Source organism: Photorhabdus sp. S10-54 (genome assembly GCF_963878145.1).
GTDB classification, from domain to species: Bacteria; Pseudomonadota; Gammaproteobacteria; order Enterobacterales; family Enterobacteriaceae; genus Photorhabdus; species Photorhabdus kayaii.
The window spans coordinates 142,105-163,032 of sequence record NZ_CAWNXG010000004.1 but is presented as its reverse complement, the minus strand read 5'-3'; the positions used below and the strand labels follow the sequence as shown (position 1 = coordinate 163,032).

Sequence of the window (20,928 nt, the reverse complement as noted above, 5' to 3'; positions counted from 1 at the left end):
GCCAGTGCAAACGCAACAGTTTTGTCAGGAGTTCCTGTTACAGGTCTGTTGCGTGTGCGTTTTTATTTGACGAATTCTGACCGATATTGGTAGCACATGAATCCCATCGTAATTAACAGATTGCAGCGTAAGCTGGGGTACACTTTTGATCAGCATGATTTGCTGATACAAGCGTTAACTCATCGTAGTGCCAGCAGTAAACATAACGAACGGCTGGAATTTCTTGGTGACTCAATCCTGAGTTTTGTTATTGCCAATGCGTTGTATCATCGCTTTCCTCGTGTTGATGAGGGGGATATGAGCCGCATGCGTGCCACATTGGTGCGTGGTAATACGCTGGCTGAATTGGCAAGGGAATTTGAATTAGGTGAATGCCTTCGTTTGGGGCCGGGGGAACTGAAAAGCGGCGGTTACCGCCGTGAATCAATACTGGCTGATACGGTTGAAGCGCTGATTGGTGCTATTTTCCTTGATAGCGATATCCAGACTATTGAAAGAATTATTCTGAGATGGTACGAAACCCGTCTGAATGAAATCAGCCCTGGCGACAAACAGAAAGATCCGAAAACTCGTTTACAGGAATATTTGCAAGGGCATCATCTGCCTCTGCCATCATATCTGGTTGTTATGGTTCGTGGTGAAGCTCACGATCAAGAATTTACTATTCACTGTCAAGTGAGCGGTATTGAACAGCCGGTTAAAGGAACAGGCTCCAGCCGTCGCAAAGCGGAACAGGCAGCGGCTGAGCAAGCATTAAAACAATTGGAGCTTGAATGAGCGAACAAGAAACCTATTGCGGATTCGTTGCAATAGTTGGACGGCCTAATGTGGGGAAATCCACGCTGCTAAATCAGCTTTTAGGTCAGAAAATATCTATCACTTCTCGTAAACCGCAGACGACCCGTCACCGTATTATGGGTATCCATACTGAAGGTGCTTATCAGATTATTTATGTGGATACGCCGGGATTGCATATTGAAGAAAAACGGGCAATTAACCGGTTGATGAACCGGGCAGCTAGCAGTTCTATCGGTGATGTGGAGTTGGTTATTTTTGTTGTCGAAGGGACTCATTGGACCCCGGATGACGAGATGGTACTGAACAAACTGCGTAATCTGCGTTGTCCGGTTTTGCTGGCTATCAATAAAGTGGATAACGTGACCGATAAAACCAGCTTATTGCCACATATTGGTTTTCTCAGTAAACAGATGAGTTTTCTTGATGTTGTTCCAATGAGCGCTGAAAAAGGCATGAATGTTGATACGATTGCCAAAATTGTGCGCGGATATATACCGAAAGCGACTCACCATTTTCCGGAAGATTACATTACTGACCGTTCTCAGCGGTTTATGGCTTCTGAAATTATTCGAGAAAAGCTTATGCGTTTTCTTGGTGATGAATTGCCATATTCTGTCACGGTTGAAATTGAGCAGTTCGTGGCGAATGAGCGCGGTGGTTACAATATCCATGGTTTGATTCTGGTTGAGCGTGAAGGCCAGAAGAAAATGGTCATTGGTAATAAAGGCAGTAAAATCAAGACCATTGGCATTGAAGCCCGTCAGGATATGGAAAGGCTGTTTGATGTAAAAATCCACTTAGAACTGTGGGTTAAAGTTAAAGCGGGTTGGGCTGATGATGAGCGAGCATTACGTAGCTTGGGTTACGTCGATGATTTGAAATAAGGCATCCCCTGTGGACGGTTGGCAACGTGTTTTTATTCTTCATGGGCGTCCTTACAGTGAAACTAGTCTGTTACTGGATCTGTTTACTGAAAATGAAGGGCGGATTAGCGTGTTGGCAAAAGGTGCGCGTAGCCGTCGTTCCAATTTGAAAGGTTGCTTGCAGCCCTTTACCCCATTGCTGGTTCGTTGGAGTGGGCGGGGGGCAATTAAAACGCTGCGTGATGCAGATCCTATCTCTCTGGCCCTTCCTCTTACCGGCAACGTATTGTACAGCGGTTTATATATCAATGAATTGTTGTCAAGAGTGCTTGAACAGGGAACGGCTTACCCCGCCTTATTCTTTGATTATCTCCAATGTTTGCAGGTTCTTGCTGCCAGTGAATATACACCGGAACATGCATTACGTCGGTTTGAACTGGCGTTGCTGGCAAATCTTGGTTATGGCGTTGATTATCTGCATTGTGCGGGCAGTGGTGAGCCGGTGGATGACACGATGACCTACCGTTATAGAGAAGAAAAAGGATTTATTGCTAGCTTGGTTGTTGATCATTACAGTTTTACCGGGCGCGAATTAAAATCACTGGCAACTCGTGAATTCCCTGATTCTACTATATTAAAGGCAGCAAAGCGTTTCACGCGTATTGCATTAAAACCTTATCTCGGTGGCAAACCTTTGAAAAGTCGTGAATTATTTCGGCAGTTTGTACGTCAGAAGCCTGAAAAGAAAGAAAACTAATGAATTTGTTTCTCTTCAAGATGGAAAGTGTAAACTTGTCATATTCTAATATGACTACAGGAGATAAATATGGCTGAAGTATTATTAGGCGTTAATATCGATCACATTGCGACAGTGCGCAATGCCCGTGGTACCAATTATCCTGATCCGGTTCAAGCGGCTTTTGTTGCGGAACAGGCGGGAGCCGATGGAATTACCATTCATTTGCGTGAAGATCGCCGTCATATTACCGATCGGGATGTAGAACTGTTGAAAAAAACTATCCAGACTCGGATGAACCTTGAGATGGCTGTGACAGATGAAATGGTGGATATTGCCTGTCGCATTAAACCTGAATTTTGCTGTTTGGTGCCTGAAAAACGGCAGGAAGTGACAACAGAAGGGGGCTTAGATGTTATTGGTCAGAAAGATAAAGTTGCTGCGGCGGTTAAGCGTCTATCTGATGCGGGTATTCTTGTCTCGTTATTTATTGATGCGGAACATCGACAAATTGATGCGGCTAGTGAAGTTGGCGCACCTTTCATTGAAATTCATACTGGTGCTTATGCCGATGCAGAAAGTGAAGTAGAACAAGAAAAAGAGTTCCATCGTATTAAAGCAGCCGCGACTTATGCAGCGAGTAAAGGTCTAACGGTTAATGCGGGTCATGGGCTGACGTATCATAATGTACAACGTATTGCTGCTCTGCCAGAAATTTATGAGTTGAATATTGGTCATGCCATTATTGGACGTGCGGTATTCAGTGGCTTGACCGCTGCGGTGGCGGATATGAAAACCCAAATGCGGAAAGCTCGCCGTTAATGGCTATTATTGGGTTAGGTACAGATATTGTTGAAATTGCCCGTATTGAAGGGGTTGTCGAGCGCTCAGGTGAGCGCTTGGCAAGACGCATTCTCAGTGAATTCGAATGGGAACAATATCAGCAACATGAAAAACCGGTTCGTTTTTTGGCTAAGCGTTTTGCGGTAAAAGAAGCCGCAGCAAAGGCATTAGGAACGGGTATCCGTAATGGGCTGGCATTTAACCAGTTTGAAGTGGTCAATGATGCACTGGGAAAACCGATTTTGCGGCTCTATGGTGCGGCCGCAGTGTTGGCTCAGCAATTAGGGGCGACCTCTTTGCATGTGACATTGGCCGATGAGCGTCGCTATGCCTGTGCGACCGTTATTCTTGAGCGTTGATTTCAGATCTTATCTGCATGATGCAGTAATACAAATTTATCCCACAATTGCTCTTCTGTTTCCTGTTGGTCTGGATCGGTGATAATGGTATTATTTATCGGACAGACTGATTGACAGGTTGGAGCGTCATAATGACCGATGCATTCGGTGCAACGCTTGGAATCAATCTCATAAATTTCATCTCCCATTGATATAGCCTGATTGGGACATTCAGGTTCACACATATCACAATTGATACAGCTTTTTTTGATTAATAACGACATTTTAATAACTTAGTTTATTTTTCATTTTATACCAGTGTGTTATCGTCAGTTTTAATTTCTTACTATTACACACTTATTGTATTTTTATACGACATAAATTACATTGAAAAACCAAGTCTGGCAATAAAAAACCATAATAGATGAAATTTTTTCTATCTTAGAAAACGCTTATGTGTGAACTTTATTATTCAGTTAGCTATATAGGAAATAAGTCAAGGGCGTGTAAAACTTCCAATATTATGTAGTTAATAGGTCTTGAGAGAAAATAGCTTGGATGATAACAGAATATTTACAACCTATACCCAATGGATTTCAAGATGCATCGCGACGGCAAGGGAGTGAATCCCCGGGAGCATAGCAAACTATGTGACCGGGGTGAGCGAGTGCAGCCAACAAAGAGGCAACTTGAAAGATGACGGGTATAGTATTAGAGTAAATAAAATGATAAAGACCGGGTATTATTCTAATCCCGGTCTGTTTGTTAATTACAATAATGGCGCAATTGGCCAGTCAATTTCCGGTGCTTTATCAAGATAATTCTAAAGTCAGAGATAGATAACAACTATGAGTGTTGAAAGTTAGTTATCTGATACTCCTATTACGAATATGCGTACAGGCGGAAAGTGTGCACCGCGAGACTGCCAATGTGATATTATTACTAGGTTTTCTTTATTGATTTTTAATATTTCAGCTCCTTCACCATAGTTGCCTCCACTGGCAAATCCTCCCATACTTGAAAGTATAGCATGAGGTTCATAAGAGTATGCAATTGGGTATGTGATAGTGAATTTCCCCTCGTTAGCTAAATTTGGAGCCTTTGCATATACAGATTGTAATAAGATATATTTTCTCTTTGATCCGCTCAAAAATGGAATTTTAAGCGTTATGAAATTATCCCCTTGTGTAAACAGAGGAGTGCCTGCTAATAACAAGTCTAATAAACCGAGATTTTTCACAAACTCATTTTTGTTAGGAATATCTTGACCATTTTGGTTTTTGGCCAATCTGCCGTTAGCACTATCATTTATATCGGAAACAAGTTTCTGAGTTGCGGCCAGTGTATTACTATTGCCAATGATATCTGTGAGTTGAACAATACCTTTTTGTGTTAATGAGGCATCAGGAATTTTTGTTGTGATTTTTTGTTCTAACGCTTTATTTAATTGGGCGGTGAGTTTGTCTATATTACCATCATCGAGAACATCATTGCCAGATTGTGTTGCGATAAAGTTAGCGACTACAGATGATATGGTTGATGACTGACGTAATGCTTTATTTAATACATGAGTAGTAATACTCTCTGGTGGAAATCCAGTATTTAAACTCTCGTTCTCTTCATATTTTTCTTGGCTCACAACATTAGCATTGTTACTAATAGAAAAAGCCTTAAAATCATTTTTTGGACTCATGTTTTTCCCTCAAATTAAATAGTGTATTCTATAATTAATAATATTTAATTGTTATAAAGATAACTTTAAGAAATTCATAGTCTAGTTCGGTAAAATAATAATGAAATACTTTTATAACTTAGGCGATTAACTATTTATGTGTAGTTGATGATAATTGGTTGAATTTTTCAATCAAATAACCTGATATTGATAAATAGAATGGTGAAAATATATTTAAACCATAAAATCCTGTCAGGGTGAGCAGGAGGAGTAATAATGAGTCATTATTCTCCGGGAAAAAGTATATGATATTACTGGATTGGGTTGATATTTCAATGGTTCTTGATATTGCATAGCTAAAATACCAGAATGAATAGAGTGATAAAGACCGGGCGCTATCCTGATCCCGGTCTTTTATTAGTTACAATAATGGTAAAATTGGCCAGTCTATTTCCGGTGCTTTTGACGTATCAACCCGGTTAAGCATGATTCGGTATTTTTTCCATTCTTTGAGTAATCGCATTTCTTCGTCTGTTGCTATATCAAGTTCTTCTGAATCAGAAAGTGGGATTATTTTTTTATTCGCGTGAGATATAAATTGCGTTCTTTGGCTTTCCGCTATGGATATAAATTGCTCTTTTGTTGGTGGTGGAGTGTCTTCCCAACAAGGAAGACCATCTTCGCCACAGGAAAGTATTTTTCCGGTGGGAGGTATTTCCGAGAAATTATTGAATATGCTATCAGTTACAGATATGGGATCGTTTGGCCATGAGCCTGATTCAATATAATTCTGCTGTAATGATAGAGGATAAAATGATTTATTTGATGGACTGAATACATAGTTTTTGTTATTCATAATTCTTTGCCAATTTTCATTAAATAATCATAATAATTTTTTTAATTAATATCCTATTGCCATAAAAAATGTAAAAGTAGTGAGTTTATGGTAATTAAGATTTTTATAACACCGAAACTGATGCTGATTTTCTATCGTTGCTGAAAATATACCTGCTGCTTGGGGGTCATTACCACGGTGAGTTAATGTGATACTAAAACATGCGTTTGGGAATGGTATTGGAAAGTTATTTAAATACCCAGATTGAGGGTCGCTATGGTTATAAACTTGTGCTAATCCCCACATTAAAATTAAACCCGAAGGCAATTTTTGCCAGCCATTCTTAACCAAGTTTGCGGTGAAAAAAGACATATTTGGAACTTGATTAATTCCATTTCCCACTTTCAGGTTTGCAGCTTTATCTAAACCTAAGTTTTTCACAAACTCATTTTTATTAGGAATATCTGCGCCGTTTTGCGTTTTTTCTAGTCTGTTATTGGCATTATTATTTATATCGGAGACAAGCTTCTGTGTTGCAGCCAGTGTATTACTATTGCCAATGATATCTGTGAGTTGAACAACACCTTTTTGTGTTAATAAGGCATCGGGAACTTTTTTTGTAATTTTTTGTTCTAGCGCTTTATTCAATTGTGCAGTGAGTTTGACTATATTGCCATCATCCAAAACATCACTGCCAGATTCTGTCGCAATAAAATCAGCTACAACAGATGATATTGTTGATGACTGACGTAATGCCTTATTTAATACATGCGTGGTAAGGCCTATTGGGGGAAATCCAGTCTGCAATTCTGGAGTGCCTTCATATAAATTTTGAGCCACCACATTTGCACCATCTCTAATAGAAAACGCTTTAAAATCATTTTTGGGACTCATATATATTCTCCTAAAATTCAATAGTGGGTTCTATAGGTGATTTTTTAAGTTATTGTAAGGATAATTTTCCATCTCTCACAGTTTAGAGATGAAAAAATAATAATTAAACATTTTTATAGCTTATGGGGTTAATTATTTTCGTATATTTTGAGTAGTAAACAATCCGATATGTTTAAATTGAAAGAATATCTGAGTAATGAATGCCTTTTTATATAGGTATATTAAATAATTTTCATGTTGAAAGATTTATTCTGGAAAATAAATTTCGATGACGTACAAGATCACTAATATCGTATGAACTAAAAAATCTTGGTGGAGAATAGTTTGTATGATGACGGAACATTAACCATTGTAGTATTAGTAATAACAAAAAGACCGGGATTCAGCCTGAATCCCGGTCTTTTTGTTAATTACGATAATGGTGCAATTGGCCAGTCAATTTTTGGGGCTTTTGACGTATCAACCCGATTAAGCATGACTCGATATTTTTTCCATTCTTTGAGTAATAGCATTTCTTCGTCTGTTGCTATACCCAGTTCTAGCGCATCGGAAAGCGGCGTTATTTTCTCATTTGCAAGAGATATAAATTGTGCTTTTTGGCTTTCCGCTATGGATATTAATTCCTCTTTTGCTGGTGGTGGAGTGTCTTCCCAACAAGGAAAACCATTTTCGCCACAGGAAAGTATTTTTCCGGTGGGAGGTATGCCCGAGAACTTATTGAATATGCCATCAGTTACAGATATGGGATCGTTTGGCCATGAGCCTGCTGCAATATAATCCTGCTGTAATGATAGTGGATAAAATGCTTTATTTAATGCGCTAAATACATAGTTTTTATCGTTCATATTAATACCCTATTGCTCTATAAAATGCTGCTACAGGAATTTGTAAATTTGGAATACTGCTAAAACATTGGAATTGGGCATTATTGACCGTCATTAGTGAAAATGTTCCAGCATGTTGAGGAGCATTACCAACGTGAGTTAAAGTGACGTTGAGACATTTATTCGGGAATGGGATTGGAAAGTTATTTAAAGCACCAGCTTCGGCATAAGCATTGCCTTTAACTGATGCTATTCCCCACATTTCAATTAAACCCGAAGGTAATTTTTGCCATCCGACCTGATTCAGGTTAGCGGTGAAAAACGACATATTAGGTACCTGATTTTCACCATTCCCTATCGTTATATTTGTTGAATCTGATAAACCAAGGTTCTTTATAAATGCAGCTTTATCAGGAATATCTGCACCGTTTTGGTCTTTTGCCAGTCGATTATTAGCATTATCATTTACATCAGAAACAAGCTTCTGAGTTGAAGCAAGTGTATTACTGTTGCCTATTTGGTCTGTGAGCTGAACAATTCCTTTTTCTGTTAATGAGGCATCGGGAGTTTCTGTTGTGTTTTTTTGTTCTAAGGATTTCTTGAATTGGGCGGTGAGTTTGTCTATATCCCCATTATCCAGAACATCTTCGCCAGATTGTGTTGCGATAAAATTAGCGACGACAGTGGATATGGTTGACGACTGACGTAATGCCTTATTTAATAGTTCAGGGGTAATATCTGCTGTTGGAAACCCAGTTTGTAATTTTTGTTCTTTTTCATATGTTTCTTGGGTCATTATATTTGCATTTTCATTAATAGAAAAAGCCTTAAAATCATTCTTTTGACTCATATATTTTTCTCCAATTAAGCAGTGTATTTTATAAGCAATATAGTGAATTTTTATAAAAATAATTTTTCCCTATTCACGCCAGCTATAGTTTAGTTAGAAAAAATAATAATGGAATACTCTTATAACTTATAGGGTTAACTATTTTTATATAATTGTTGGTAATGAATATGTTAATTTTTTGTAATCTGAAATATATCTAAACTATTTGCATTTAATGTTTGAAAATGATCTTTATTTTCATTAATAAAGTCTCATTTATTCCTTGGAGGAATTATGTGGTATGACTGAATTGGTTTAATATTTTAATGATTATTGGTGTTGAATAACTACAAAATACCAGAATCAATAAAATGATTAAGACCGGGTTCTACCTGAATCCCAGTCTTTTTGTTAATTACGATAAGGGTGGAATTGACCAGTCAATTTCAGGTGCTTTCGAAGTATCAACCCGATTAAGCATCACCCGGTATTTTTTCCATTCTTTGAGTAATAGCATTTCTTCGTCTGTTGCTATACCCAGTTCTAGCGCATCGGAAAGCGGCGTTATTTTCTCATTTGCAAGAGATATAAATTGCGCTCTTTGGACTTCTGCTATAGATATCAATTCTTCTTTTGTTGGTGGTGGGATATCTTTCCAACAAGGAAGACCATCTTCGCCGGAGGAAAGTATTTTTCCTGCGGGAGGTATTCCCGAGAACTTATTGAATATGTCATCCGTTACAGATATGGGGTCGTTTGGCCATGAGCCTGCTGCAATATAATCCTGCTGTAATGATAGCGGATAAAATGCTTTATTTAACGTACTGAATACGTAGTTTCTATCGTTCATAATTCTCTGCCAATTTTAATTAAATAATCATCATGATAAATTAATTATTTTTAATTAATAACCTATCGCTCTAAAATAGATTCCAACAGGAGGAACATGATTAGTAGGACTTCTATAACATCGGAATTGGCTCCGATTTACTACGTGTACTGAACATATTCCGGCGTCTTGGGGGTTATAACCACCATGAGTTAACGTAATATTTAAACAGGCGTTAGGAAATGGTATTGGAAAATTATTTAAATATCCAGCCTCAAGAGAGCCATAGCCGTTAGCCAGTACAAATCCCCATGTTTCAATTAAACCTGAAGGTAATTTTTGCCAACCAGCGCTAGTCAAGTTTGCAGTGAAATACGACATATCTGGAATCTGATTAATTCCAGTGCCTATTTCTCGTTTTGCTGCTTCATTTAAACCTAAGTTTTTCACAAATGCATTTTTATCAGGAATATCTGCGCCGTTTTGTGCTTTTTCCAATGCGAAATCGGAAATTTTATTTATAAATTTTTTTTCTAACGCGCTATTTAATTGAGTGTTGAGCTTAACGGTATCACCATCATCGAGAACATCATCGCCAGATTGTGTCGCGATAAAATTAGCGACAACAGAGGCTATTGTTGACGACTGACGTAATGCTTTATTTAACAAGTGAGTGGGAACATCATTTGGTGGAAACCCAGAATACAAACTCAGACTTTCTTCATATCTTTCTTGGCTCACTACATTAGCATTATTACTAGTAGAAAAAGCTTTGAAATCATTTTTTGGGTTCATGCAAATTCCTTAAATAATATTATTATATAATTGATACATTGGGTTATTATTGGGCTGGTTTATCGTGATTAATGCTTATCATAGTCTAGTTCAGGATAAAAATAGTGGGGTGTTATTATTTCTAATAAGGTTAACTATTTTTATATTTTTGATGGAAATAAGTATTCAATGTTTTTTAACGAGAGTCTATCCAGGCTATTTATATTTAACATTTGATGATTTTTAACTGTAGAAAAGAATTTGTCACTGATTTTGGTAAATAAAATGGTGAAATAGATGTTGGAAGGTCAAAAATATCTGAATAAATAGGATGATAAAGACCGGGAACTATCCTAATCCCGGTCCTTTTTTTAATTACGATAATGGTGAAATTGGCCAGTCAATTTCTGGGGCTGTTGAAGTATCAATGCGATTAAGCATCACACGATATGTTTTCCACTCTTTAAGTAATAGTGTTTCTTCATTCGTAGCTATATCAAGTTCTACAGCATCAGCAAGCGGCGTTATTTTCTCATTTGCAAGAGATATGAATTTCGCTCTTTGGGCTTCTGCGATAGATATCAATTCCTCTTTCGTTGGGGGTGGAATATCTTTCCAACAAGGAAGACCATCCTCTCCAGAGGACAGTATTTTTCCTGTGGGCGGTATTCCTGAAAATTTATGGAATATGTCATCTGTTACAGGTATAGGGTCATTTGGCCATGATCCTGCTGCAATATAATCTTGTTGTAATGATATCGGATAAAATGCTTTATTTAATTCACTGAATATATAGTTTTTATCGTTCATAATTCTCTGCCAATTTTAATTAAATAATCATCATGGTAAGTTAATTATTTTTAATTAATATCCTATTGCCCTAAAATATGTATAAACATTAGGCGTATGAGGGGTAGAACTTCTGTAACATTTGAACTGACTCTGATTTACTACAGACGCCCCGAATATTCCTGCTGCTCCGGGGTCCCAATCATTGTGAGTTAATGTGATGCTAAAACATTTATTTGGGAATGGTATTGGAAAGTTATTAATATATCCGCCATTAGGATTTCCACCGAGAGAAACTAATGCTATTCCCCACATTTCAATTAAACCTGAAGGTAATTTTTGCCAACCATTCTGAACCAAGTTTGCAGTGAAAAATGACATATCTGGAATTTGATTAACTCTAGTTCCTACTTCCCGTTTTGCAGCCTCATTTAAACCTAAGTTTTTCACAAACGCATTTTTATTGGGGATATCTGCGCCGTTTTGCGTTTTTTCTAGTCTGTTATTGGCGTTATTATTTATATCGGAGACAAGCTTTTGAGTTGCAACCAGTGTATTACTGTTGCCAACCACATCTGCAAGCTGAACAATACCTTTCTGTGTTAATGAGGCATCGGGAATTTTTGTAGTAATTTTTTTTTCTAACGCTTTATTTAATTGTGTAGTAAGTTTGGTTGTATTACCATCATCCAAGACATCACTGCCAGATTCTGTCGCAATAAAATCAGCTACAACAGAGGCTATTGTGGACGACTGGCGTAATGATTTATTTAGTATATGGGTAGTAATATTTTCTGGGGGAAATCCAGTTTGTAAATTCTGACTTTCTTCGTATCTTTCTTGACTCACTACATTAGCGTTATTATCAATAGAAAACGCTTTAAAATCATTCTTAGGACTCATATATATTCCTTAATTAAATAATGTTCTTTTGTAATTAATATATTAAGTTATAGTGTAGGTGATTTATCGAGATTGTGTTCAATTATAGTCTACTCCAAAAGTAGGATAATAAGATTCCATTATTAATCACTTGATTGATTATTTGTGTATGGCTAATGATAATAAATCGTTTAATGTCTTGTAATCGAAAGCATATTCAAAATGTTGGTATTTGGGAATTATCTTGTCTCTTTTGTCAATTTTTAAATGGTTTGTTAAAATAGAGGGCGTCAGAATGTCGGTTGCGAAAATAATATTATTTTGTCTGTTGGCTAGATTGTTATATTTGTTTTGTGCTTGTTCGATAAATCTATACCCAATGGATTTCAAGATGCATCGCGACGGCAAGGGAGTGAATCCCCGGGAGCATAGGTAATTATGTGACCGGGGTGAGCGAGTGCAGCCAACAAAGAGGCAACTTGAAAGATAACGGGTATAGGTAAATATCTTTGTAAAATAAGGGGTAAATTATCTCCTAAAAAATAAAAAGGGCTGCCATGCAGCCCATAATTCTAATCAGCAATATAAATTTCTGTAATATCAGGGCAATCCTCTTTGTTTACTATAGATAACCTCAGTCCTCCATCTGACGAATGCACAACGAGCCATCCTCTTGAACCATATCCGGCACCAACCAAAATATTATCGATTGGAGGCATTTGTAAAGGTAAAAATATACCTGGGCTACCAGTACGTAAATATATACATCTTCCTCGTATGTCCTGACTCAGTAATATACTACTTCCGCTGTCTCCACCGGCCCCTATTTTTTGCCATCCCTGATTAGGGCCTTTCTTTTGATATCGCCTGTCAGATTCCGAACGTGAATACGCCCCGACATCTCCGGCTTCTAGATTGATGTCTTCAACCAGCGCTTTGCCGTTAATTTTCCTGTTATTAGGAACTGCATTTTTCGCCAATGCTACGGTTTCTGATAAACCAAGTTCGTTTACAGTAGGTTTGTTTTTTGTTGTATAAATGTTAGTCCAATCTTCTTCAAATCCGTAATTATCACGAGCCGAGCGATAAGCAATACCTCCGTTTTTGTAATGTACTTTCAATTGAAAAGCCGGACAACTCCCAGCTCCGTTATAGAAGTGCACAACATGATCACTAAATTTCGGATTCAGTAAGTCATATGACCCTGAATCTACATTCCACGGGACTTGGTTATCAACAGAATATTTTCCTGTTAATCCGAGCTTAAATGCTCCCACATCACCAGCCCCTAAATTGATATCTCCAGTCAGCGCCTTACCATTAATTTTCCTATTATTCGGCACAGCATTTTTAGCCAAATTGACGGTGTCCAGCAAATCGAGATTTTTCACAAATTCATTTTTATTGGGAATATCTGCCCCATTTTGGTTTTTGGCTAATCTATTGTTAGCATTATCATTTACATCAGAAACGAGCTTTTGAGTTGCAGCGAGTGAATTACTATTACCAACCACATCTGTAAGCTGAACAATACCTTTCTGTGTTAATGAGGCATCGGGAACCTTTGGCGCCATTTTCTGTTCCAGCGCCTTATTTAATTGAACGGTGAGTTTATCTATATTTCCATCATCCAGAACATCATTGCCAGATTGTGTCGCGATAAAATTAGCGACTACAGAGGCTATGGTGGATGATTGACGTAATGCCTTATTTAATATATTAGTGGTAATACCATCTGGTGCAAACCCAGTCTTCAAATTCTGACTTTCTTCATATTTTTCTTGGCTCACTACATTAGCATTATTACTAATAGAAAAAGCCTTAAAATCATTTTTAGGACTCATATTATACTCCTTAAATTAAGTGATAAACTTTATACCCGTTATCTTTCAAGTTGCCTCTTTGTTGACTGCACTCGCTCACCCCGGTCACATCGTTACCTATGCTCCCGGGGATTCACTCCCTTGCCGTCTCGATGCATCTTGAAATCCATAGGGTATATAAATAACATGTTGAATTATTGTAAAAGTAATGCCTTATTGAATATGCTGAGTACATGTTTTTATCGGTCAAAATTTTTTACCATGTTAATTAAATGATTATGGCAATTTGAATTTTATTAAATTAATATCCTATTGCTTTAAAATATGCTGTAACAATGGGAGCCCAGTTAGTAGGGCTTCTAAAACATCGAAATTCACGCTGATTTTCTATGATTACTGAAAATATTCCTGCCGCGTTAGGGCTGTGGCCATTATGAGTTAACGTGACATTAAAACATTTATTTGGGAATGGTATTGGAAAGTTGTTTAAATATCCAGATGTGTAAGAACCATAACCATTAACTTGAGCTATTCCCCACATTTCAATTAGACCAGAAGGTGATTTTTGCCAGCCAGTTTCATTCAAATTTTTGGTGAAAAATGACATATCTGGTATCTGATTAATCCCCGTTCCTACTTGCCGTTTTGCAGCTTCATTTAAACCTAAGTTTTTCACAAACGCATTTTTATCAGGAATATCTGCGCCATTTTGTGTTTTTTCTAATGCGGAGTTGGAAATTTTAGTTATAATTTTTTGTTCTAAAGCTCTATTTAACTGGGCGATTAGTTTAATAATATCCCCATCATCCAGAACATCATCGCCAGATTGTGTGGCGATAAAATCAGCCACGGCAGAGGCTATTGTTGACGACTGACGTAATGCTTTATTTAACACATGAGTAGTAATATCCTCTGGGGGAAACCCAGTTTTTAAATTCTGACTTTTTTCATATTCTGGTTGACTCACTACGTTGGCATTATTATTAATAGAAAAAGCTTTAAAATCATTCTTGTGACTCATATGCACTTTCCTTAAATAAAATAATGTTCTGTTATAATTAGCATGTTGAGTTATAGTATAGGTAATTTATCGAGATTGATTTCAATTATAGTCTACTCCAAAAAGAGGATAGTAAGATTATATTATAACTTAAACGATTGATTATTTATGTATGACTGATGACAATAAATTGTTTAACATCTTGTAATCGAAAATATATCAAAACTATTAATGTCTCTTATTTTTATAAACTATCTTCAATAGTTTCTATACTGAAAGATTAATACTAGAAATTGATATAAAAATGAGGCTTTGATTCACATAATAAGTGCAACATCGTTAATCCGGAAGTAAGCATGTTCGTATTCCCTTAAATAATTCATTCGGTTTTTTTACTTTTGGCTGGGGAATAAAACTTTTACTATTTCGCGTGTCGAAGTATAAGTTATATAGAACAAGCCTGTTTATATACGGAAAATATAGTTAACTCTTAAAATCCTATTTTTAATTAAATTAGCTTTCTGCTCCATTATTATATTATTTCCTTGTTGCTACAATTTTTTATGGGTGTATGTAATATCATTTTTGTTTCTGATCAAAAAATGATTCATTTTGTTAATGCCTGATTATATTGCCTTTAATAGAGTTGAAATTAATAAAATTAACTGAATTGTTTTCTAAATAGTGTTGTTTGTTTTTTTTAAAAAGAGTTAGTTGTATTATGTTGTAATAATATTTTGTTATATTTTATTTAATAATATAATGATTAAAATAGATTTATTGATTGTTTGTACATTGATGTTAGCTTTGTATTTGAAAATTTCTATGTAAGTAAGTTCTTAGTAAATGAAATCTATTATTTTTTTGTGAGGAGGATAAATGAGTAATAAGAATGATTTTAAAGCTTTTTCTATTAATAATAATGCCAACGTAGTGGGTCAACCAGAATATGAAAAAAGTCAGAATTTACAAACTGGGTTTCCTCCAGAAAGTATTACTACTCATGTGTTAAATAAGGCATTACGACAATCATCAACAATAGCCTCTGTCGTGGCTAATTTTATGTCCACGCAGTGTGGAAAGGATGTTTTGGATAATGGTGATTTGACAACACTTAATAAGACTTTTGCTGATTCATTAGAGTGTCACGCGAACAAAAAATTCCCCGGTAGTTTATCTCATAATGGTTATCAACAACTGCCGGGCGGATTAATACTTCAGTGGGGAAGGCATAATTTTACTCCATTAGCGATAAACAAAGTTATTTTACCAACACCGTTTAAGCATGGTTGTCTGAAGGTTTTTATGTCACCTGTTGGTGATTGGATATTTCCGATGTCAGCAGCACCTAACGGGACATTGAATACTTTTAACTCCTGGGTTGCCGCGCGAACGATTAATGCTTATGGAAGTGAAATCAGGTTATCTGCTAATGATACTTATGTATATGGAGATTATTTTGCAATCGGTTTTTAATTAATATTTTAGAATGAATAATAAGCTGAACTTGTTTCGGCTTATTATTTATTTAAAGGAAATGTAATGATGTCGTAAAATAGAGTTGTATTATATATTTAGTGGTTGATTTATGGGATGTTGTAGTAATAAGCGATATATAAAATTATCTCTGATGTATATGCCTCGTGGAATAATAAGAAAATATATCTGGAAAATAGGTAAAACAAATCGTTATAATTGTCCCTGATGTAATCAAATGAGATACCGCAGTGACTGAAAAATATAGTGATGAATATTGGATGCAGGAGGCCATCGAACGAGCAATGAAAGCGCAAGAGCAGGGGGAAATACCTGTTGGTGCTCTATTGGTTGCTGATAATAAAATCATCTCGGAAGGTTGGAATCAGTCTATTATCGCGCATGATCCTACCGCTCATGCTGAAATTATTGCGTTACGCAAAGGGGGAGAGCAGTTACAAAATTATCGTTTGATAAATACCACCTTATACGTCACGCTTGAGCCTTGTACTATGTGCGCTGGTGCTATAATACATAGCCGAATACAGCGGCTGGTTTATGGCGCCAGTGATATGAAAACTGGCGCCGTAGGTTCTTTGGTTGATATATTGCGCCATCCTGGCATGAATCATCAAATTGATATTACCAGTGGCGTGCTTGCTGAGGAATGTTCGACGATGTTGAGTGTTTTTTTCAAACAACGTCGGCTGCAACATAAAGCATTAAAAGCAGCCAGAAAACAGCAGGAAGAAAATCAATAGATATACCCTATGGATTCACTCTTTTAGTACCCATATATGGTACTCGCCGTTTATCATCTCTGCGCCTTCTAGGATTTTTTCAAAGCCTGGGAACTTGTTATTCCATTCACCGAGTTGGCGAATATATTGTAACCGGGGCGCATGTTCATCACCAAAACGTTCTCCCGGTAGGATTATTGGTATACCTGGTGGATAAGGAATGACACTCACAGCAGATATGCGCCCTGCCAGTTCATTAAGTGGTATATGTTCAGTGCGGCCTCCCATATGATCAAGGTGTGCTTGTCGGGGGAGTTTCACTATCTCAGGTAATTGGCTAAATGATTTCTTTTGCTCAATATCTATTTCATATTCTTTTATATATCCGAATATTTTATCCGAAATATCTTTGAGCCCCATATTTTCATAATATTCAGGGTATTGCTTCGCGAGTTTTGGCAAACATTGTTTAAGTGAAGTATTAGCGTCATAGTGTTTCTTGAAATTCAACAATACATTGATCAATGTTCCCCATTTACCTTTGGTGACGCCAATAGAAAACAGGCAAAGAACGATAAAATCGGTGGTACGTGCCGGCACAATATCATGCTGACTGAGATAAGCGGAAAGAATTTCGGCTGGAATGCCATTTTCCAGCAATTCATCATTATCATTCATTCCTGGGCATAAAATACCGACTTTTGTTGGATCTAGCAGGCACCATTCTTCTGATAGATTGGTAAATCCATGCCATTTGTCTCCCTCTTTTAATACCCAACAGGCAGGATCCGTTGCCAATTGTTCTCTGTTTGCTTCATGGAAAGGAATTAATTTACCGCTATCTGCGCTGATAATCTCTCTGGCATTCCAGGGTAAGAAGAACCAATCATCTTTTTGTTTAAATTGATGATGGGTTTTTGCTAATGTCAGACGGAAGTCTACGGCTTCATTAATCGCGTTTTGTATCAGTCTTTGCCCCTGTGGGCCATCCATCATGGCCGCTGCAATTTCATTAGTGGCGATAAGCGAATATAGCGGTGAAGTTGTGGAGTGCATCATATAAGACTCGTTGAAACGGGAATGTTCAACGGGTTTTTTACCATTGCGGATATGGATATAGGATGATTGTGATAGCGCTGCCAACATCTTATGTGTGGATTGAGTGGCAAATATTGTCGGGCCATTATTGTCAAAATCATTTGGGTCATCACGCATTGAGTAACGATGTTTATACATAGGATTAAAACGCGCATAAGCAAACCAAGCTTCATCAAAATGAATTTGATCAACACTTTTTGCTAGTAAATCTTGTGCTTGTTCTGCGTGATAACATATTCCATCATAAGTACAGTTGGTGATGACCGCATAAACAGGCTTATTGTCTATCGCGATCGCTTTTAATGGGTGTTGATCAATGAGTTGTTGGATATATTCTGGTTGAAATTGATCTCTGGGAATGGGGCCAATAATACCATAGCGATTGCGTTGAGGAATAAGATATACGGGCAAAGCTCCAGTCATGATTAAACCTTGTCCAATAGATTTATGGCAATTGCGATCGCATATAACAATCTCTTTCTCACCAATAATGGCACCCATGATAATACGGTTAGAACCCGAAGTGCCGTTAAGAACGCAATAGCTTTGATGAGCACCAAAAATCGTTGCGGCATATTCTTCTGATTCTTTAATAGCACCTGTATGATCTAGCAGTGAGCCAAGTATTTTTCTTTCTATTCCAATATCACTTCGGAATAAATTTTCCCCAAAGAAATTAATTAATTCTCTTCCTGCCGCTGTCTTAGTCAGTGCAACACCACCTTGATGCCCAGGAGCAGTCCAGGAATATTCTGGTGATTCTTGGGTGTATTGCAGTAATGCACGAGTGAAAGGCGGTAATAATTGAGCATAGTATTTCTTAATTAGCGAACTGGCGCGAGAAGCGATAAATCCAGCCGTGTCTTCAAGCATCCAGACGAATTCATTTGCCAATCCCATGACTTCAAGTGTCAGTGTGTCGATACTGGAATATTCCGCGGTCAACAATACCGGAATGGTTGTATTGTGTCTGCGTATTTCTTTCAGTAATTCTAAGACTTGTTTATGAGATTCATAGTTATTATCTCCTGAAGTCCAATCAACAAAAATACAGCATAGTGAGGAGTCAGAAGAAACGGTAGCTATGCCATCTTGGAATGTAGCAGCCAGGATAACAGCGAAATTGTTCTTTTTTAATGCTTCTATTAACTCTGTAAAGGCACGACCATTTGCCGTCGTCGGACTAAATACATGGCTGCTGACGACCATAATTTTGTTTTGTTCGTTAATGTCTAAATTAATCATGATTTATCCTTTGAGAGAGATAGTGTCCTGACGAATTTAGTATGGTTAGCTGAATTAGTTGTCAAACATAATATAACTGAGGATATATAATGGCTGTAATTGACTCCTTAGGGCCTTATATTTGTTTACTTTTATTTTGGTTGGTTTTCTTGGGGAATTAATTTTTTCCGGTTTTCTTTGGCCTGTAAATATCCGACTAAACTAAGCTGATAACGGCGAATATTTTCAATATAGCGATAAGCTTCATGTCCACGGGCATAGCCATAGGTGGTATTTGTATAATATTTTTTCTGGCTTAATAGTGGAATCCGTTTTTTGACATCGAGCCAGCTATCGGGATTTCCTTTCTGTGATGCCGTCAGTTTACGGGCATCTAACATATGTCCATAACCCATATTGTAAGCTGCCAGTGCAAACCAGATGCGTTCATCTTTAGGGATATTTTCAGGTAGTCGTTTCATTAAATTTTGCAGATAGATCGCCCCTCCCTTAATACTCTCCTCCGGATCAAGGCGATCAATGACGCCTAACCCTTTAGCCGTCTGACTGGTTAACATCATCAGGCCACGTACACCCGTGGGTGAGGTTGCCTGTGGGTCCCAATGAGACTCTTGCCAGGCAATGGCAGCGAGTAGTTGCCAACTGATATCACCGGAATATTTTTCAAATAGTGGCCGATAGGTAGGCAGAATATTATCGATGGCACTTAGAAAAGAGAGTGTATCGAAATAATCAAATGAGTGGACGTGACCAAAGTATTTCTCCTCCAATCGTGGCATGACATTTTTTTCCGTTAGCTGGCTGAAAAAATCCAGCATGGCAGCGTAAAGGCTGTAGTCGTCAATGCGTTTTAAATACCATGTCAGCGGGTTATCTTCACTCACATCAAAAGCGACGGCCAGATTAGGGTGAGTACGTTGTTGCAACGCGACATTAATCGAGTCACCTAACGTATAATCCAGTTTACCTTCTGATACCTGTTCCAGTAGTTCGCGAGTGTTATATTGCTGTGTCTCCTTCCATTCGAGCTCAGGGAAGGAACTCGCTTTCATTTCTTTCAATGTGCTGGCATGAGCAGAACCAGAAGCGACTAGTAGTTTACCTTTTAAGTCTTTAAAAGAACGGGGGCGTGGAGTTCCTTTGCGATAAATCAGTTGTTGGGATACAGAATAGTAGGCAGGACCTGTGCGGGTTTGATCCAGCCTTTCTTGATGATAAGTCAGGCCGGCGGCCAGAAAATCAGCTTCACCCTTTTCCAGGTCATCAAATAACTGATTGATATTTGTTCTAAATTTGATTTCTAATTTGACGCCAAGGTAATTAGCAAAGCGTTGTACCAGCTCGTAATCAAATCCATTTGGTTCTTTCTTACCGGTAAGATGGATCAGAGGTGAGCTAATGGTGCTGATCCGTAGCTCTCCTCTGGTAATGATCCTGTTAATCTGCTCCTGCTGTTTATTCGGCCAACTGATGTTCAGACTAATGATGGCGGCAGAAAAAAGAGCGATAACAATGATAACGAAATAATTTATTTTTATATTATTCAAATGGTTATCTCTGTATAACGCAGTGTGGTGCTATGTGGAAACGCGCTATATTGTTATGGTTAAATTTCCAGTGATTGAGCATTTTGCGGAACA

21 protein-coding genes are annotated in these 20,928 nt (G+C 37.5%); 7 read left to right on the top strand and 14 right to left on the bottom strand.

Annotated features, from left to right (window positions below; genetic code table 11):
- Positions 1 to 96: 96 nt before the first annotated feature.
- From rnc to acpS, 5 genes are all read left to right on the top strand, one after another.
- Positions 97 to 777, top strand: a complete 681-nt coding sequence (gene rnc / locus AACQ83_RS03855) for a ribonuclease III (protein ID WP_112876370.1) — start codon at positions 97 to 99, stop codon at positions 775 to 777.
- On the top strand, positions 774 to 1,682 hold the full coding sequence (era, locus tag AACQ83_RS03850; RefSeq protein ID WP_112876369.1) for a GTPase Era: 909 nt from the start codon (positions 774 to 776) through the stop codon (positions 1,680 to 1,682). The genes rnc and era overlap by 4 nt, the downstream gene beginning before the upstream one ends.
- Before the next feature lie 10 nt (positions 1,683 to 1,692).
- Positions 1,693 to 2,418 (top strand): DNA repair protein RecO, encoded by a 726-nt coding sequence (gene recO, locus AACQ83_RS03845; RefSeq protein ID WP_112876368.1) that lies wholly within the window; start codon positions 1,693 to 1,695, stop codon positions 2,416 to 2,418.
- 69 nt (positions 2,419 to 2,487) lie between these two features.
- Entirely contained in the window at positions 2,488 to 3,219 is a 732-nt protein-coding gene (gene pdxJ / locus AACQ83_RS03840) for a pyridoxine 5'-phosphate synthase (RefSeq protein ID WP_112876367.1), read from the top strand.
- Entirely contained in the window at positions 3,219 to 3,599 is a 381-nt protein-coding gene (gene acpS, locus AACQ83_RS03835) for a holo-ACP synthase (protein ID WP_112876366.1), read from the top strand. The genes pdxJ and acpS overlap by 1 nt, the downstream gene beginning before the upstream one ends.
- Positions 3,600 to 3,601: 2 nt before the next feature.
- On the opposite strand, the gene AACQ83_RS03830 is transcribed toward acpS, so the two are convergent.
- From AACQ83_RS03830 to AACQ83_RS03775, 12 genes are all read right to left on the bottom strand, one after another.
- Positions 3,602 to 3,862: a YfhL family 4Fe-4S dicluster ferredoxin gene (locus AACQ83_RS03830; RefSeq protein WP_112876365.1), complete on the bottom strand. Its 261-nt coding sequence runs from the start codon at positions 3,860 to 3,862 to the stop codon at positions 3,602 to 3,604.
- Positions 3,863 to 4,440: 578 nt separating this feature from the next.
- On the bottom strand, positions 4,441 to 5,271 hold the full coding sequence (locus AACQ83_RS03825) for a phage tail protein (RefSeq protein WP_240000686.1): 831 nt from the start codon (positions 5,269 to 5,271) through the stop codon (positions 4,441 to 4,443).
- Positions 5,272 to 5,671: 400 nt separating this feature from the next.
- Entirely contained in the window at positions 5,672 to 6,106 is a 435-nt protein-coding gene (locus tag AACQ83_RS03820; protein ID WP_112876364.1) for a tail fiber assembly protein, read from the bottom strand.
- A gap of 45 nt (positions 6,107 to 6,151) precedes the next feature.
- The gene (locus AACQ83_RS03815) at positions 6,152 to 6,979 is read right to left on the bottom strand and encodes a phage tail protein (protein WP_112876363.1); all 828 of its coding nucleotides are present in this window, start codon (positions 6,977 to 6,979) and stop codon (positions 6,152 to 6,154) included.
- A 410-nt stretch (positions 6,980 to 7,389) separates the two neighbouring features.
- Positions 7,390 to 7,824, bottom strand: coding sequence for a tail fiber assembly protein (locus AACQ83_RS03810; protein WP_112876362.1), 435 nt, complete (start codon positions 7,822 to 7,824; stop codon positions 7,390 to 7,392).
- Position 7,825: 1 nt separating this feature from the next.
- On the bottom strand, positions 7,826 to 8,653 hold the full coding sequence (locus AACQ83_RS03805) for a phage tail protein (protein ID WP_112876361.1): 828 nt from the start codon (positions 8,651 to 8,653) through the stop codon (positions 7,826 to 7,828).
- Positions 8,654 to 9,047: 394 nt separating this feature from the next.
- On the bottom strand, positions 9,048 to 9,482 hold the full coding sequence (locus AACQ83_RS03800; protein ID WP_112876360.1) for a tail fiber assembly protein: 435 nt from the start codon (positions 9,480 to 9,482) through the stop codon (positions 9,048 to 9,050).
- A 54-nt stretch (positions 9,483 to 9,536) separates the two neighbouring features.
- Positions 9,537 to 10,256: a gp53-like domain-containing protein gene (locus AACQ83_RS03795; RefSeq protein ID WP_112876359.1), complete on the bottom strand. Its 720-nt coding sequence runs from the start codon at positions 10,254 to 10,256 to the stop codon at positions 9,537 to 9,539.
- 354 nt (positions 10,257 to 10,610) lie between these two features.
- Complete coding sequence (locus AACQ83_RS03790) at positions 10,611 to 11,045, bottom strand: tail fiber assembly protein (protein ID WP_112876358.1); 435 nt, start codon at positions 11,043 to 11,045, stop codon at positions 10,611 to 10,613.
- Positions 11,046 to 11,099: 54 nt separating this feature from the next.
- Positions 11,100 to 11,927 carry a phage tail protein gene (locus AACQ83_RS03785; RefSeq protein ID WP_112876357.1) on the bottom strand — a complete coding sequence of 276 codons (828 nt, stop codon included), beginning with the start codon at positions 11,925 to 11,927 and terminating at the stop codon, positions 11,100 to 11,102.
- Positions 11,928 to 12,478: 551 nt separating this feature from the next.
- Positions 12,479 to 13,750, bottom strand: coding sequence for a phage tail protein (locus AACQ83_RS03780; protein ID WP_240000685.1), 1,272 nt, complete (start codon positions 13,748 to 13,750; stop codon positions 12,479 to 12,481).
- Between the two features lie 280 nt (positions 13,751 to 14,030).
- Complete coding sequence (locus tag AACQ83_RS03775) at positions 14,031 to 14,750, bottom strand: gp53-like domain-containing protein (RefSeq protein WP_112876356.1); 720 nt, start codon at positions 14,748 to 14,750, stop codon at positions 14,031 to 14,033.
- Between the two features lie 858 nt (positions 14,751 to 15,608).
- Here AACQ83_RS03775 and AACQ83_RS03770 point away from each other — a divergent pair.
- Both AACQ83_RS03770 and tadA read left to right on the top strand, forming a co-directional pair.
- Complete coding sequence (locus AACQ83_RS03770; RefSeq protein ID WP_240000684.1) at positions 15,609 to 16,205, top strand: gp53-like domain-containing protein; 597 nt, start codon at positions 15,609 to 15,611, stop codon at positions 16,203 to 16,205.
- A 251-nt stretch (positions 16,206 to 16,456) separates the two neighbouring features.
- Entirely contained in the window at positions 16,457 to 16,966 is a 510-nt protein-coding gene (gene tadA, locus AACQ83_RS03765; protein ID WP_112876355.1) for a tRNA adenosine(34) deaminase TadA, read from the top strand.
- 15 nt (positions 16,967 to 16,981) lie between these two features.
- Here tadA and AACQ83_RS03760 read toward each other — a convergent pair whose 3' ends face one another.
- Together AACQ83_RS03760 and mltF are read right to left on the bottom strand one after the other, a co-directional pair.
- Positions 16,982 to 19,288, bottom strand: coding sequence for an Orn/Lys/Arg decarboxylase N-terminal domain-containing protein (locus tag AACQ83_RS03760; RefSeq protein ID WP_112876354.1), 2,307 nt, complete (start codon positions 19,286 to 19,288; stop codon positions 16,982 to 16,984).
- A 131-nt stretch (positions 19,289 to 19,419) separates the two neighbouring features.
- Positions 19,420 to 20,835 carry a membrane-bound lytic murein transglycosylase MltF gene (gene mltF / locus AACQ83_RS03755; RefSeq protein WP_112876353.1) on the bottom strand — a complete coding sequence of 472 codons (1,416 nt, stop codon included), beginning with the start codon at positions 20,833 to 20,835 and terminating at the stop codon, positions 19,420 to 19,422.
- Between the last annotated feature and the right edge of the window lie 93 nt (positions 20,836 to 20,928).

What these genes read in the sequence shown, in the direction of transcription:
- rnc (WP_112876370.1), top strand. Translation starts at nt 97, where the DNA reads ATGAATCCCATCGTAATTAACAGATTGCAGCGTAAGCTGGGGTACACT.
- AACQ83_RS03825 (WP_240000686.1), bottom strand. Translation starts at nt 5,271, where the DNA reads ATGAGTCCAAAAAATGATTTTAAGGCTTTTTCTATTAGTAACAATGCT.
- pdxJ (WP_112876367.1), top strand. Translation starts at nt 2,488, where the DNA reads ATGGCTGAAGTATTATTAGGCGTTAATATCGATCACATTGCGACAGTG.
- acpS (WP_112876366.1), top strand. Translation starts at nt 3,219, where the DNA reads ATGGCTATTATTGGGTTAGGTACAGATATTGTTGAAATTGCCCGTATT.
- AACQ83_RS03780 (WP_240000685.1), bottom strand. Translation starts at nt 13,750, where the DNA reads ATGAGTCCTAAAAATGATTTTAAGGCTTTTTCTATTAGTAATAATGCT.
- AACQ83_RS03775 (WP_112876356.1), bottom strand. Translation starts at nt 14,750, where the DNA reads ATGAGTCACAAGAATGATTTTAAAGCTTTTTCTATTAATAATAATGCC.
- AACQ83_RS03815 (WP_112876363.1), bottom strand. Translation starts at nt 6,979, where the DNA reads ATGAGTCCCAAAAATGATTTTAAAGCGTTTTCTATTAGAGATGGTGCA.
- AACQ83_RS03795 (WP_112876359.1), bottom strand. Translation starts at nt 10,256, where the DNA reads ATGAACCCAAAAAATGATTTCAAAGCTTTTTCTACTAGTAATAATGCT.
- AACQ83_RS03760 (WP_112876354.1), bottom strand. Translation starts at nt 19,288, where the DNA reads ATGATTAATTTAGACATTAACGAACAAAACAAAATTATGGTCGTCAGC.
- AACQ83_RS03805 (WP_112876361.1), bottom strand. Translation starts at nt 8,653, where the DNA reads ATGAGTCAAAAGAATGATTTTAAGGCTTTTTCTATTAATGAAAATGCA.
- AACQ83_RS03810 (WP_112876362.1), bottom strand. Translation starts at nt 7,824, where the DNA reads ATGAACGATAAAAACTATGTATTTAGCGCATTAAATAAAGCATTTTAT.
- AACQ83_RS03790 (WP_112876358.1), bottom strand. Translation starts at nt 11,045, where the DNA reads ATGAACGATAAAAACTATATATTCAGTGAATTAAATAAAGCATTTTAT.
- AACQ83_RS03800 (WP_112876360.1), bottom strand. Translation starts at nt 9,482, where the DNA reads ATGAACGATAGAAACTACGTATTCAGTACGTTAAATAAAGCATTTTAT.
- AACQ83_RS03820 (WP_112876364.1), bottom strand. Translation starts at nt 6,106, where the DNA reads ATGAATAACAAAAACTATGTATTCAGTCCATCAAATAAATCATTTTAT.
- AACQ83_RS03770 (WP_240000684.1), top strand. Translation starts at nt 15,609, where the DNA reads ATGAGTAATAAGAATGATTTTAAAGCTTTTTCTATTAATAATAATGCC.
- era (WP_112876369.1), top strand. Translation starts at nt 774, where the DNA reads ATGAGCGAACAAGAAACCTATTGCGGATTCGTTGCAATAGTTGGACGG.
- AACQ83_RS03785 (WP_112876357.1), bottom strand. Translation starts at nt 11,927, where the DNA reads ATGAGTCCTAAGAATGATTTTAAAGCGTTTTCTATTGATAATAACGCT.
- AACQ83_RS03830 (WP_112876365.1), bottom strand. Translation starts at nt 3,862, where the DNA reads ATGTCGTTATTAATCAAAAAAAGCTGTATCAATTGTGATATGTGTGAA.